This window comes from Nostoc sp. (assembly GCF_036918015.1).
Lineage (GTDB): Bacteria > Cyanobacteriota > Cyanobacteriia > Cyanobacteriales > Nostocaceae > Nostoc.
Map to the genome: position 1 here is coordinate 37,578 of NZ_JBALEO010000043.1, position 14,346 is coordinate 51,923.

Consider the following 14,346-nt stretch of genomic DNA (forward strand, 5'->3'; position numbering starts at 1 on the left):
GATTCGTCTTGTTCGATACAATTTATAGGTAGAGAGAGCCGAGGAGAACAAGGTGGTCTTATTAAAAGGCTTTGAGATTGAGATTTATACTGGCACGCCTCAAGGTGAAATCGTCGGTCTCTCCGACAAAATTATTGCGGCTTTGGATGGGTTTATGCGCGAACCAGATAGCCGCAACGTTGAGTACATAACCCAACCATCCCATAATTACGAAAATTTATTGTGTGCTTTGTTGCGTCCCAGGCGGGAGTTGCGAAACTACCTCAATCGTTTGGGCGATTACACCTTAATACCAGGGAGTACTTTATCTTTGGGTGGGGGCGATCGCTTTCTCCGTTCCGATCCAGCAAACCCCTATCATGATTACATTGAGAATACCTACGGCACGAAAGTAGTTACCGCTAGCGTACACATCAATATCGGCATCAGTGACCCAGAAGTATTAATGCGGGCGTGTCGAGTCATCCGTATGGAAGCGCCCCTATTTCTCGCTCTCAGCGCCTCATCTCCCTTCTTGGATGGCAAAACTACTGGCTATCACTCTACCCGTTGGGGCGTCTTCCCACAAACGCCTAGCCATGTCCCCTTATTTGCCAGCCACGCCGATCATATCCAATGGGTAGAAGATCAACTCGTTGCCGGAACCATGCAGAATGTGCGGCATTTGTGGGCATCGGTGCGACCAAATGGCGATCGCCGTCCTTATGACTTGAATCGCCTAGAACTGCGAATTTGCGATTTAGTCACAGATCCCATTGCCTTACTAGCCATTACAGCCTTATTAGAAGCGCGTTTGTTGCAAATAATCGAAAATCCTAGCATCGATCCGTTAACCCAAAGTACTTTCTCTGCTGAAGAACTTGTTACTCTGACTGCTGAGAATGAAGCTGCTGCTGCTGCTGGTAGTCTTGATGCTCAGTTGAGGCATTGGCAAGATGGTAGAAATATCTTAGCGAGAGATTGGATTGCTCAAATGTACCAAGATGTTTGGGCGATCGCTAAACAACGAGGCTTTAGCTGTTTCCTTTCCCCTTTGCACAAAATTCTCCGCGAAGGCAATGAAGCTCAACAGTGGTTGCAATTACACGCAGTCGGTTTTGACACCCACCGCGTCATCAGTCAGGCTATTATCGCCACCCAAGAGCGCGAAATCGAACTCGAAGATAAATTGTGTTCGTCACTGCTGGCTTAACTTAAGAGACATTGGGCATTGGGCATGGGGCTTGGGCATAGAAAAGAGAGGGGGAAGACAAGGAAGAGAAGATACTGATTCAAGAATTTCTCTTTGTCCCCCTCATCTCCCCACTCCCCACTCCCGTCTTCATACAAATGGAAGATTTTATTGCAGTCACTACCAGCCCTAAAATACACAAGTACTACCCTTTCTACACAAAACTTAATATTTACCGATTGTAGCCAAATATCCTCTCAGGCATTGCTCTGGGATGGTTTGTACTTCGTTTTAAAAATCTAATCGATAGATGATGCTTGATTATTATTAACAAAACCTATGAATAGCCTCTACCTTTTGGTAGATTTAACATTGACAATAAATTGTTTTATACAACACGTAAATTGTACGGATAATGCCTCAGGTAGTTTTAGTTAACCCGCAGATACCTCCTAATACAGGTAATATTGCCCGTACTTGTGCAGCTACGGGTACAGAGTTGCATTTGGTGGGGCCTTTGGGATTTGAAATTAGCGATCGCTACCTCAAAAGAGCCGGCTTAGATTACTGGCCTTATGTCAAACTACACTATCACGAATCACTAGAAGCCTTTAAAACCGTACATCAGAGGCGTGGCGGCAGATGGTTAGGTTATACGGTTAATGGAAGTTGTAATTATGTAAGCTTTCAGTTTCAACCTGATGATTGGCTACTGTTTGGTAGTGAAACCACGGGCTTATCACCAGAAATTCTGTCAGATTGCGATGCTACCCTCTATATTCCCATGAGCCAACCGGGGGTTCGCAGCTTGAATCTGTCAGTGAGTGTAGCAATTGGCTTATTTGAAACCCGTCGTCAGTTAGGCTATTTACAATAGTTGCTTACATTCATGGTTATAAGTGTATTTACTTATGAACTTTCCAGAAACCTATTAGACGATTTATTTGTGACTGCAAAATTTTTCTTGGTGACAGCAAGAATATGTAAAACAATATACCAAAAATTGGGTTTATTCGCAAAATGTAGTGGAAGATACTTACAAGTATAGTAAGGTTATTATAAGAAATTTGTATATGAAACTTGGGATATTGCCAAATTTGAATGATAGATTTTGATGAATTTAAAACATCCTAAACTAGGAACGAAATTGCTAAAATCCAGTCATGTATTACATTTGAGCTATTTTTGCTCAATCAACGACAGAAATCAGCCCCAAAGTAGCCGATAGTTAATACGGTTGTTTTTTAGGGAATAATCAACGTAAAGTCTCGTGTTGAGAAGACGGATGGGGTAGAAATATCTTGAAGATATCTACAGCAGGGGGCATAACTTTTCCAGAAGTCGCCGCAATTTAATTTTCAGCAGCGACTTGGACTTGGCAAATAGTTGTCCAGTCCCCGCGATTGACGCAAGACAAGCGCGGATAATGGTAAAGAGTAAAATCGTCCTAAGTGGTGTTAGGAGTGGTTCGGACAAGTAAACACAGCAAAATTTAAGTTTTGCTAACAAATGTGAACTTGTCTAAATCAGAGAAGCAGGTTAGTCTTGCGTAAGCATCTCTGGTGAATGTGATCTCGATCTATCATTTGTTGTGATCTAAATCATTGACTAGTATCCAACTGAAAAATCGAGGTTAGTTAAGCGCTAGTGATCATTAGGAGGTCGTCTTTGAAACGAGCATTGAAAAAGAGAGTAAAAGCTGTGTTGAACAATACCCCTAGCAGCGATGATGCCCCGGTAGAACTGCTAAATGTGATGAATCCAAAAGTTAAAAGCCGGGTGCGGACAAAAGCGGCGATGATTGGCTTGGCAATCTCTATGGGAGCAACCAGCCTTTTGGTGACTCGACAAAGCGATCAAGCCCAAGCAGCGGTGCCAGTAGGCAGCCAAAAGGCAACTTCAGCGATTCCTGCTATTCCTGACACCCAGGTGAAATTCGCCTCCACAAAGCTGGAGTCCCAAGCAGTCTCATCAGCGAGCGTGCCGGAAAATCCTGTAATCGTGGAACCAACGGCAGTATCACAAGTGCCTGGGCTTGAAGCTAAATGGCAAGTCGCGGCAAGTGGAATATCTTTGCAAGTTCCTGCATCAAACACGTTTTCTCAAACAACAGCAGGTTATAAAAATTCCACCTACCTGAAGCCCAAAATGGCACAGGGATTGAACAATACCTTAGCCGAAACTAGTTTTCCAACAGTCAATAAGCTGTCTGACTATAGTGCTGATGGTGTTGATAGTACAAATACATCACTAACTGCCCAGCCACAAACAGTGGCAACATCTGGTGCAGGCAACAGTGAAATAAATGCACAACTTAAGGCGCAACAAGAGTTCGCACTAAATCGCTTACAAGAAAAATCGAACCGTTTAAGAAAGAGTCTGGCGCAGTTGCAGTCTGGAGAAACCAAAAATTTATCACAAGCGGATATAGAATTGGCGCAGCCGACAACTGTCGTTGAGAAGACTGCATTAGCAGTCCAGTCAGACACTTCTAGCGATGCAAGCCAAGCGAACCTGATATCGAGGTTAAAACAGAAGACACAAACAAGTGCATCTGTACCAGCGGCACCAATAGTGATTGCCTCCTCGACACATACAGCCTACGAAGTTAAACCTGGAGATACACTAGCAGCGATCGCCAGCAGATACAACACTTCAGTATCAGAACTAGTTAAAGCAAATAACCTCAATAATCCCAATGAACTGCGAATTAGTCAAAAACTAGTTATTCCTGCTGTTCAAACTCCTGCTGTTCAAACTCCTGCTGTTCAAGTTGAGGCAACTGTAGCGAGTCAGCCCACTTTTGTAGAGTCTAGCAAAACTCCTCATGTTGCTGCCTCCCCTTTGAATATTGGCAGTGCTAACTCATATCTACCTAGTTCACCATCGCCAACTATTGCCGACAACAGTAGCATTGCCGTCCCTAGACCGGTAACTGTACAGATTCAGGCAAATAGTGCAACCGAATTAGAAACTGCCTCCCCTACAGCTAAATCTTATGGCGTCGGTGGTGACATTCCAGTGCCGCAAGCTTTTGCCGAAATGCAACAGCCTAAGACACCAGCAAATAGGGTAGCAAGGGTAAATAATAACAATAATGACCGTTTGCGGGGCTTACAAGCGGAAATCCAGAGGTTACAGCAGAAATATCGCGCTCAACAGTCTGGTAATTTAGTTGTGCCAGCAGCAGCGATCGAAGCAAATAATGCTGCTATGCTCACTCCTATTTCTACGCCCAATAATTTCAGTGTACCTAACCCTGCATCTAGACCAAATAGTGTAGCAATACCAATTCCAGTTCCGACACCGATTCGGGCTAACTATAGCGTTCAGCCAATTAAGTCCCAATTCCGTACTACTGTACGCCCTACCGAAGCAGTAAACCCAGAATTCTTGCCTAATCTAGGTTCTGCTAGCCAGTGGACTCCCTCTCGTACTCAATCTGCCACAAGAGTTGCAACACCTTCTGGAAGAGTAAATGCCTCTGATTCCTTAGGAAAGATGCGAGGAACCACAGTTTCTCCACAGGTATTACCGCCTTTGGCAGCAGTGGATCAATATCTTCCCAGACCCATTGACGAACTTACACCTCCTCCATCTTCCTCAACCTTAGCTTACACCTGGCCAGCAAAGGGCACCCTTACTTCTGGCTATGGCTGGCGCTGGGGTAGAATGCACAAAGGAATTGACGTTGCTAACTCCACTGGCACGCCAGTTGTCGCTTCTGCTGAGGGGACGATACTAAAAGCTGGCTGGAACAATGGTGGCTACGGCAACCTCGTCGAAATCCGCCATCCTGATGGCAGCACTACTCGCTATGCTCATAACAGCAAGATTCTGGTGCAACCTGGTCAGGCAGTACATCAGGGAGAAACAATTGCTTTAATGGGTACCACTGGTCACAGTACTGGCCCACACACCCACTTTGAAATCCATCCATCAGGCAAGGGTGCTGTTAACCCAATAGCTATGTTACCGGAACGCATATAATTGGCTGTCTGTAACTAAATTATTACCTTGTTAGTTGAGGGAGCTTCCCTCCCTCTTCTACTTTCTATTGACTAAATAGGGATGGAAGTATATAACAAAATTGCAAAAGGGGCTAGTCTTATGCAATTTTCTATGCTATCCTAGTTGATGATTTAGAAATACATGGCTCAGTAGCTCAGTTGGTTAGAGCACGGGACTCATAAGCCTGGGGTCGTTGGTTCAACTCCGACCTGAGCCACTTTAAAAGTTAATCTATATAAGGGTATCAGTTTCTAGTCATGTACATTCACAAATTGAATGTCGCCGTTCACAAATTAATGTCGCTCTTTCACTAATTGGTGTCGTGGGTGATTCGAGATCACCGTTCACAAACTAATGTCGCAATATTAGAGACTTCTCGACTGTGTACTGTGACTAGTCAACATCAGACTTACCAAATAGAACACCATAAGCTTAAGTTTAACTCAAGCTCTAAAAACTTTTACTGTACCTTACTTAAACAGAGAATTTTTGTTCTTTGATTTCGCAAAAAATTAGTCCAACCACCATGCTTGGCAACAAAAGTTAAGCAGGACGGAGTTGAACCCTTTCAACCCATACCTAATATCTTGTAATCTTTATATTTCCATCAGCCCTGCACTGGAAGATTTTATATAACTTGTCCTTTCTTGCTCATCGTTAGGTATTACATCTTCAATCCATTTTTGCAGCAAGGCTCATTCTAAGTTCTAACAAATTCTTTAACTCAATTCGGCGCCTTTCAACCCGCTCAACACGGGAAGGGTCATTGTAACCCATAATTTGGGTAGGAAAAGCGCTTAGTTTGCGACTTTCAACCCGCTCAACACGGGAAGGGTCATTGTAACGCTATATCCAGAACTTGCTTCCAAGGTATATGGTTCTTTCAACCCGCTCAACACGGGAAGGGTCATTGTAACTTCAAGCATTCCTGTACTTGCTATTTTACATATCGCTTTCAACCCGCTCAACACGGGAAGGGTCATTGTAACCAATGCTGTGGCAAATCTTCAGGATTGCGATTGAACCTTTCAACCCGCTCAACACGGGAAGGGTCATTGTAACTGATTACGTGCGAACCCACGCCAAGTATGGATTGAACCTTTCAACCCGCTCAACACGGGAAGGGTCATTGTAACAAGTGCATCTGGTAGCTACAGCAGTACGGTTGCTGTCTTTCAACCCGCTCAACACGGGAAGGGTCATTGTAACTTTTAGGATTCCCAGTTTTTTCACAAACAGGTTAAGCTTTCAACCCGCTCAACACGGGAAGGGTCATTGTAACCTTCCTCTGTAGAATCCTTGTTTTGTAAAGGATTCCAGAGTTGATAGCGCGGATATATATTCCATGCTTCTTCAACTACCGTTTAAATGGGCAATTTATGTGCCATTAAACGCTAAAACCCTTTCACCGCAAGCAAGCGCGAATCGACTGAAAATTTTTAATCTCTTCTAATGCCTGAAAACAAGGATTGGTATGGGTTCCCCCTTGATCAGAGGTGATTTAGTAGCCACTACAGCAGTATATCCGCGCCCTTATTGCTGGGAGCGCACCTTATTCCTGTCCGGAGACAGCAGCATCAGGGTGAGCAGCTACTAGGGTCAGAAAGCAAGACTATCTTCCAATAGTCAAACTACCCCATATTTTTCACAGTTCAGCGGTTACAAAGAACATGAACTGCGGCGCTATTACTTATTTTATTGTCAAGGTTCAGTATATTTGCTCAATCTGAAGATTAAGATTTATTTTGACGAAAATGGTAAGCAGCGATCGCTAAATCTCGCGCTTTTTCTTGAGGACTATCTCGAATAGGTTGTGGGCCTTGTTCTATAGAAATGTTTGCCTTAGCTGCTTGGCTTTGAATACACTCGATCAATCTGTTGTAGCTCCAACGATGAATGCTCTGGCGGTACTGTTTTGCATACTGTTGCTGACCTTCTTTGTAATTAGGACATCTTTTCACTGCCCTAGCTTCTATTTCACTTTGGATGCTCTCGCGTACATTTTTCATTGAGGGTAGAACAATGCTGCCAGCTTGGTAATTTTTGGCTAACGTGATAATTGCTTGTGCTAGTAAGTTATCAATGTGCTTTCCTAACTCCAATTCTGACAACTTAATTTGTGTGTTGCTTTTTTGGGCTTTGTGGCGTTCATGAGAATTACGTTGCTGCTGCTGTCGCTGGCGGTTCAGTAACTTGTAATTATCACCAAGTAGCTGTTTAACACTGCGATACGCAAGAACTTTATTTGTGGAGCAGTCAACAATAGCTATTGTTGCAGGCTTTTCTAAACCCAAACTCACACCAATGAGAATTGATGTTTTACCTTCATACAAGTTTTGATTAGGACGTGGGTAGGCGGCGTTGATTTTAGTGAGTGTTGAGTTAAGGCGTTTAATATAAATTTGCTGATGTTGATTTAAGTTTTCTTTTTTTTCCATGTTGGCCAGTTTTTGAGTAATTTCGTCTACTTTTTCTTGCCTAAACTCCTGAGTTCCTTCAATCGTCCACAAGCGAGTATCAACGCTGCAATAAAGAGTTAAACGATGAATTTTCCAGGGAAGGTCATTACCTTTATTGTCTTGCCATGCTAAACGTCCTGAACGTAAAGTAAAGAGAGAAGATGAATGCTGGTCTTTGTTGTTGCGCTTAATGCTCTGATCTTCTAAAAATCTTTGAAACCAATAAATTTGTTTATTATCGCAGTAAATTTCAAAGATATGCTTGTTGAACTCTTTACCTGAGAAGCTAAGACAAATACGACCTTTTTCATTTTTTGACCAAATAAGGTCTTCGTTGCTTGTGAATTGAACTGGAAATGGTATCGAACTAGAATTTTCTAAGAGATGCTTCTGCCAGATTTTAACTTGATTTTCACTTTCAGGAACAGTGGTGGTTGCTACTAAAAGGCTTTGCAGCCACTCTTGTCCTGTCAAATCACGACCACTGGGTATCCTCGATTGCAGTTGTTCTTTAAGACGTTCAATCTCTTTAATTTTCTTACTACGACGTAGAGCATACCGATTAGCGTCTTCCTCTTCTTCGCTAACCTGACAATTATTTTTCAATAAGTAAGCGATAGCACACCGATTAAGAGGATTCTTTGCTTGATCGTAAGCCTTAAATAAAATGTCAAACAGTATGTAATTATTGTTTTTGCTTTTACTTTGTTTAGTCTTACTTACATTTTCGTTTTTAATATCCGGCTTATTAGTTTCTTCAAACTTAGCAATATAGTACGGTAAAATTTCAATAGCTTTAGCCCGAATAATATTTAAACTAAAGTTACTTTCTTGTTCTAGTTCTACATCACTTTTAAGCATATTGAGCCAATGCTCTTTTTTATCAATTTTTTGTTGTCGTTCTTTCTGTAATGCTAACCAAGACTTGTAGATATACTCGACTACTTCAATAGCTGATTTGTAAAAACGCTTGGGTTGGTTAAGAAAGCGTTCTTGACTACTGAGTGAGTCACACAGTGGTTTGATTACTCCATCTGGTAATTTGCCCTTCTTCAACCACTCCTCCATATCAGGATGCATTCTTACCTGTTCAAGTAGTTCATTAATCAAAGGTGTATTCTTCTCTGCCATCAATTGCCACAGATGGCGGCGGGTATCTTCGCTGGCTACTAATCGGCATTGAATAGTGATCACGCTCATAGCGGTTTCTCTTCTCTAAACTTCACTAAATACACCAGTATCCTCAAATTAACATTTATAGTGTGCAAATTTACATTTATTATGTGTAGATTTATGATTGATAGTACCTCACTATTAGGCTGTGAGGGAAAATAACATCAACATTGAATATCGTTTTGGAAAGGCGATAAGACGAAGAAGGCGAGAGCTAGATTACTCTCAAGAAGAACTGGCTGAAAAAGCTGGACTTCACCGTAATTACATCTCAAGTATTGAGACGGGAACCCGTAATCCTTCTCTCAAAAATATTGAAAAGCTTGCAAAAGCACTAAACATCTCCATTTCTGCTCTTTTTATCAACTACAGTATTGAGGCAGAGCATAAATCAGAAAAAGATACTGAGTGTTAGTTTATAGTGTTTTAGTACATACTGACATAAATTTGTCCTTCCATTACTACAAAAAATACAAATATGTCAAAAATTAAGAAAGAGACGTGGCTAACCTCACGTCTCCAGATGATAGGAGAAAAACCATTAAGCGGCTACATCCGCGACCAGTAGTCCGTTGACAGCAATGATCAAAAGTTGCGCTGAAGCAGAGGTGTCACAGCAATGTCTTTTATCGCTATTGCAAGGTTGTGTTACCCATTTACCCTCAAGATTCTGATAAAAAGTTCCAAGCAGATGGGAACCATTCCAAACTCGATACAGTTCTCCCAAATCATCTGGCACTGAGTCAATTTCAATTTCTGGCGCTACTGCGTCAGCTAAGTGGTCAACATATTCCTCAAATTCTGCTTGAGCCGAGGCTTGGTTGTCAAACTCATCTTGTACAATCATCTGAGTAACCTCATTGATGGGGTTTAACAAAAGGCGATCGCAGTCTCTTCCTGGAGGACGATCGCCTTTGCTTTGTTACTATAGTGTAACTACTAGTTACTACCAAAACAATAGCATTACTACAAAATTTTCAAAATTCGCCACAATTAAGGTAAATAGAGTTATTACAGATTAAAAGTTTTCAGCAGAAAGTAGTATGGCAAAGCGGCAGACAACGAAATTGAGCAATCAGATTATTGTCAGAATGGATGATGAGACAAAGGAAGCTTTTATGAATAAAGCTAAGGCTGAAGGCAAGACAGCCTCAGAATTGATCATGGGATGGATTCGTTCTTACATGGCTGAAGAACTCCAAGGAACTCCAGACTTAGCCAAAATGCAAGCGGACTTGGAGAATCTAAAGCAACAAGTTGCTGCACTCCAAAATGAATACTTGGGAAAATTAGCAGCCTGAGAGAAGAGAACGATTCTCTCAGGCTATGGATAGATCAAATTATCAGTTCTGCCCCTAAGAACCCAAAAAACCCGTCAGATGCCTGACGGGTTTAGTTTTGTTAAGGAGATTAACTATGGGAAGATATACGGTTACTACGAGTAATAGGGAAGTAGTAACTATTATTAAGACTGCGATCGCGCTCAAATCCGTTAACCCACAAGACTTTCCCTTACTTTGTTGGGTGTGACGTAATGCTTTACCTCATTACTCTCTAACAGTTTATCTACCTCAACTTCATTCTTGTTCAAATCCCTGATTACTAAATTTGAGAACCCGACAATTCTCGCTGACTGTGCGAATCACGTTCTCTGGCACTCCTTCAGGGACAGTGACCTGAAGTTCCAAGGTAATTTCTACTTCAGCATCTACTAAACTACTGAGGTGTTGAATAACCTCGTCTGCTATGTGTCCTATGTCACGTCTTAGCCGCAATGCGTCCAATTTGACTGAACCATAGAAACGTTTTGGTGGAACTATGACAGTTACTTGGCTACCAGAAGAGCCATTTTCTGTTACTACAGTGTCAATAGTTTTTTCCTTGTCAGTCTTATAGCTTCCTGTTTTTTCTTTAAATACTGGTGGAGTTACAGGTTTAGCAGCAGCATCTGCCTCAAACTGGCGTTGTGCTATTTCTGGCTTAACTATCAGATTTTGACTGCTAAGGGTTACGGTAATGTGTTCAGCTGCTTTCAAACCGAGATAACGTCCTTTGGATTCATCCCAGCCAGTGGCATAAGCAAAGTTTTCATTCCACAGTAACGCTGCAACTCCTTCTGCGATCGCTTGTAATAGCACTTGTTGATTTTTGATGCGTGGCAGGTAAAGGTAGTACGCTAAGTACTCCCACAACTTCTTAAGGTCGAGGTGGTTTACATCGCGCCAGAGATATGGATCGAGAGCTTCCAGGCGCAGGCGACTAGCAGCATAGTTAGCAATCAAATGTTCTTCATGAACTGCTTTGCGACTTGCTTGCACAATAGGAGAGTCTTGCTTTTGCAATCGGATTTCTTGCCATTCAATCTCTCCTTGGGGGTCGGGTTGCATCGGCACTAACAACCAGATGTAAGCTTCCTGAATTAAACTTTTTACATCTTTGTCGGTTTGCTGTTGTTTAGTCGTCGCCTGATTGCTTTGAAAAACATCTAAGTTTAAGGCTTCTTTATCCCGAATAATCGAATTCCAGGCGAGGTATTGGCAAACAGATTGTTCTAATAGCTCCAGTTTTGCTTTGTCTGGTGCTAGGAACAGCAACATATTCTTGCAGTACCGAGGACTGGCTCCCTTTTGGTTTAGTATTTCTTCGGCTCTGGTGCGGGCTTGGGTTTCGCTTTCCTTATTTTTATGGGGATGTTGTGGCCCCATGACAACCAGCCTTACGGCCATTTCATCAGGAACATCTGCGGAAGAGTCGGGAGCAATATGTACTCCAGCAAATTCACCGCGCTGCTTGTCAGCCTTTAATCGGAGAATGATTTCATCCCAAACTTTATCCTGATCCTGTTGGATTTGCTCGGCTCTGTCTTGGGCAAGTCTGGTGACACTAGGCTGAGTTGAGAACCAGTAACGAGTGTTATCGACATAAAGATGTGTGGACTGGTCGGTAAGTCGGCGCAAAGCATCGCCAAAAGTTGCTGCACTTTCCCCTGGTTGAACACATCCTAACTTGATCCGATGATCTTCTACACCGCGATTGGCTGCTCTCAAAGTAGGAGCAGAACCAAGGTAAATTGTCCGAGCAACACGCCGACAGGCAGAGTAACGTCCTAAGTTGGGATTTTGGCGATCGCACGCCAATGGTAGAGAATTATATCCATCTACATCTTTTTCAATCACTGGCACCCAGTTATCTTCGAGGTAACGAGTCAATTCTGTTTGTACCTGTCCGTCATCCATTGGCACGCTGGCAGGCATGATTAACAAACTCTTGTCCTGTCCTTCCCAAAGTGAATGAATCACCTTTGCCATCAGTCGCAGCACACCCCGCGTGCGTTGAAATTTGTCGAGAGTTGACCAGTCATTATAAAGTCGGTCAAACAGTTCTGGATGGATAGGATAGGCATTTTCTAGCCGTCGTTTGTAACTACCTTCTCGGCACTCACTAGGAAACTCCTGAGATTGGTTTTGGTACATTTCTGCAAAGGCACGGATGATGGCATCACGGGCAATAAAGCCACTTTCTTCGGTGATGGGTTGAAACAGCCGCCGCCGCACAATTTCAAAGCTTTCATCGGCAGTTGCTGGTCGCCAAGGAGATTCGACTCTGCCAATAGCATTTTTGAGTCTACTTAAGGCTGCTTTACCGCGATCGCCTCCAATCTCATTATCAGATGCCGGAATACTCACGACCAAAAGAGTTTGGTTAGCATTTTTTGCCGACTCGCTCAAAGTCTGGGCAAAGGTAAAGTGAGTGTCAAAGCTGCCCCCCGGAAGGTCGTTTATTTCGTGAAGTTGTCGGGCATAAGCCACCCATTCATCAATTAAAATCAGGCAGGGTGCATAGCGGTTAAACAGCAGCCGGAGAGTATCGCCAGGGTTCGTTGAAGTTTCATCTGCTTCTCGAATCATTTCGTAGGCTTCCCTACCGCCCAGTTGCCAAGCTAATTCGCCCCAGAGTGTTCGGACAAATGTGCCATCTTTTTTAGGTTGAGGCTGACCGGGAGAAATTTTATTTCCTACCAACACTGCTGTATTAACTTTTGGCGGAGGTAAAACATTTGCCGCTTCCAGCACTGGTTCCAATCCGGGTAACGTGGATGCTGGAACTCCCATGAACAGGTGGTATAGTGCCAGCATCGCGTGGGTTTTGCCCCCACCAAAGTTGGTTTGGAGTTCGATAACGGGGTCGCCTTGATTGGTAGCAAGACGTAGCAAGGCATTTATGAGCAGTTGCTTTAGCCCTTCCGTGAGAAAAGTACGGCTAAAAAATTCTGTAGGTATGCGGTATTCGTCGGAACCTTCATCTAAATAAACTTGCCAAAGGTCAGCAGCAAATTCTGCTTGTTGGTAGCTACCAGAGGCAACATCTGGGTGAGGTGTAACAATTTCTCGCCAGGGTTTTAAACCGCCTACAGGATTCCCTTCTAAAGGTTGGTGAGTAGCACGACGAGTTTCACGACGGGCTTGTTCTGTAAAGCGTACCCGCAAAAGTTCTTGTTTTTGTTTATCAACTTCATCTGCTTCTGGTGCAGAAAAAGCAGAAAGTAACCGCGATACGCTATCAAGAGCGCGATAGGCATCATCTGTAGAGAGTGGCTTGTTGTGCGCCCAAGAGTTGCGCGTGTCAATTAATTCCCCAACCAAGCTTCTTTCAGCATTGCCCAGAGTCTTTTTGAACACCTCACGCCACTGATTAGACATGAGTTTCAGCAGTGCTGATTCGTCTTGCTTGAGAATTTGCTGGACATTACGTCTTAAGCTGTGGTCTTCTGGAACAAAAGGTGTAGCGGCAACTACCCACTTATCACCATAAATAGAACGCATTTCCCTTTCCACAAAAGGATATAAGCCATCTCTCAAAAGGTCTAGCACCCTGCCAACTCGTTCGCGGTTACTTACGGTCATAGATTTTTATACTAGTTTTTCTTTTAACTCAGGGCTGCTGCTTCACGATCGCTACATCTACTTTGGGCGTTAGAGCCACCCAGAATGTGTTAATAGGCTGAGGCTAATAACGAGAGTCGAAAATAATTAAAGTAAAGCCATTTGTAAAGGAGTCGATTCTTCGGTTTCAGCAGCGAGGCGAGAAATTTCTGGCCAGGAAATCACTAAGCTGTTGTAAGCAACACCTTCAGCAGCCCAGCCTTTTCTGTCGCAAATGTTATACAGCCGATAAGCTAATTCCCTTGCTGCTTCTCCTATGGTTCCCAGTTGAGATAGCAAATTTGCAGCACCTTGATTTCCCGCACCGTCTTGCAATTCCCGAATCATGTGTTGTGTAGCTTCCCAGACCGTGAGGCGGTTATCGGTTTGGGGATTCCAATTTTTGGGTAATTCGTTGCGGCGCAATAGTCGCACTTTACCCGCCTTGGCAGTGAGGATGCCAGCGTCTACCATGCCTTGTACTGCTGTATTCTTAGCTTTGGAGAGGGTTTCTGCACAGCAATTCTCATTTTGAAAAAAAAGAAGATAAAGTTCTCTGTATAAACAAGAGAACTTCTCTCTAATTATCATTTTTTTTGAAAGATAATCA

General features: G+C 43.1%; 9 protein-coding genes, 1 tRNA gene and 1 CRISPR repeat array. Of the genes, 6 read left to right on the top strand and 4 right to left on the bottom strand.

Annotated features, from left to right (window positions below; translation table 11 throughout):
* Window positions 1–52 precede the first annotated feature (52 nt).
* The 4 genes from gshA (at window position 53) to V7K61_RS10295 (ending at window position 5,399) form a co-directional block, all read left to right on the top strand.
* Window positions 53–1,192, top strand: a complete 1,140-nt coding sequence (gshA, locus tag V7K61_RS10280) for a glutamate--cysteine ligase (RefSeq protein ID WP_335053241.1) — start codon at window positions 53–55, stop codon at window positions 1,190–1,192.
* A gap of 394 nt (window positions 1,193–1,586) precedes the next feature.
* Complete coding sequence (locus V7K61_RS10285; RefSeq protein ID WP_335053242.1) at window positions 1,587–2,048, top strand: tRNA (cytidine(34)-2'-O)-methyltransferase; 462 nt, start codon at window positions 1,587–1,589, stop codon at window positions 2,046–2,048.
* 791 nt (window positions 2,049–2,839) lie between these two features.
* Window positions 2,840–5,161, top strand: coding sequence for a peptidoglycan DD-metalloendopeptidase family protein (locus V7K61_RS10290; protein WP_335053243.1), 2,322 nt, complete (start codon window positions 2,840–2,842; stop codon window positions 5,159–5,161).
* Window positions 5,162–5,325: 164 nt separating this feature from the next.
* Window positions 5,326–5,399 (top strand) — tRNA-Met (locus tag V7K61_RS10295).
* Window positions 5,400–5,918: 519 nt separating this feature from the next.
* A CRISPR array of direct repeats spans window positions 5,919–6,464; the repeat unit is 37 nt; unit sequence CTTTCAACCCGCTCAACACGGGAAGGGTCATTGTAAC.
* A gap of 451 nt (window positions 6,465–6,915) precedes the next feature.
* Here the strand turns inward: V7K61_RS10295 and cas12k are convergent.
* The gene (gene cas12k / locus V7K61_RS10300; protein WP_335053244.1) at window positions 6,916–8,841 is read right to left on the bottom strand and encodes a type V CRISPR-associated protein Cas12k; all 1,926 of its coding nucleotides are present in this window, start codon (window positions 8,839–8,841) and stop codon (window positions 6,916–6,918) included.
* A 121-nt stretch (window positions 8,842–8,962) separates the two neighbouring features.
* Between cas12k and V7K61_RS10305 the strand changes: the two genes are divergently transcribed.
* Window positions 8,963–9,229, top strand: coding sequence for a helix-turn-helix domain-containing protein (locus V7K61_RS10305; protein WP_152590045.1), 267 nt, complete (start codon window positions 8,963–8,965; stop codon window positions 9,227–9,229).
* 126 nt (window positions 9,230–9,355) lie between these two features.
* Here V7K61_RS10305 and V7K61_RS10310 read toward each other — a convergent pair whose 3' ends face one another.
* Complete coding sequence (locus tag V7K61_RS10310; RefSeq protein ID WP_335053245.1) at window positions 9,356–9,661, bottom strand: hypothetical protein; 306 nt, start codon at window positions 9,659–9,661, stop codon at window positions 9,356–9,358.
* A gap of 196 nt (window positions 9,662–9,857) precedes the next feature.
* Here V7K61_RS10310 and V7K61_RS10315 point away from each other — a divergent pair, with 196 nt between their 5' ends.
* A complete protein-coding gene (locus tag V7K61_RS10315) occupies window positions 9,858–10,115 on the top strand; it encodes a hypothetical protein (protein WP_094343937.1) in 258 nt (85 codons plus the stop codon).
* A 276-nt stretch (window positions 10,116–10,391) separates the two neighbouring features.
* Here the strand turns inward: V7K61_RS10315 and V7K61_RS10320 are convergent, their stop codons facing one another.
* Together V7K61_RS10320 and V7K61_RS10325 are read right to left on the bottom strand one after the other, a co-directional pair.
* Window positions 10,392–13,718, bottom strand: coding sequence for a Swt1 family HEPN domain-containing protein (locus V7K61_RS10320; protein WP_335053246.1), 3,327 nt, complete (start codon window positions 13,716–13,718; stop codon window positions 10,392–10,394).
* 126 nt (window positions 13,719–13,844) lie between these two features.
* Window positions 13,845–14,346: hypothetical protein (locus tag V7K61_RS10325; protein WP_335053247.1), on the bottom strand; the 502-nt coding region annotated here is incomplete at its 5' end.

Coding starts and splice junctions, on each gene's coding strand:
- V7K61_RS10320 (WP_335053246.1), bottom strand. CDS start 13,718: ATGACCGTAAGTAACCGCGAACGAGTTGGCAGGGTGCTAGACCTTTTG.
- cas12k (WP_335053244.1), bottom strand. CDS start 8,841: ATGAGCGTGATCACTATTCAATGCCGATTAGTAGCCAGCGAAGATACC.
- V7K61_RS10315 (WP_094343937.1), top strand. CDS start 9,858: ATGGCAAAGCGGCAGACAACGAAATTGAGCAATCAGATTATTGTCAGA.
- V7K61_RS10285 (WP_335053242.1), top strand. CDS start 1,587: ATGCCTCAGGTAGTTTTAGTTAACCCGCAGATACCTCCTAATACAGGT.
- V7K61_RS10310 (WP_335053245.1), bottom strand. CDS start 9,661: ATGATTGTACAAGATGAGTTTGACAACCAAGCCTCGGCTCAAGCAGAA.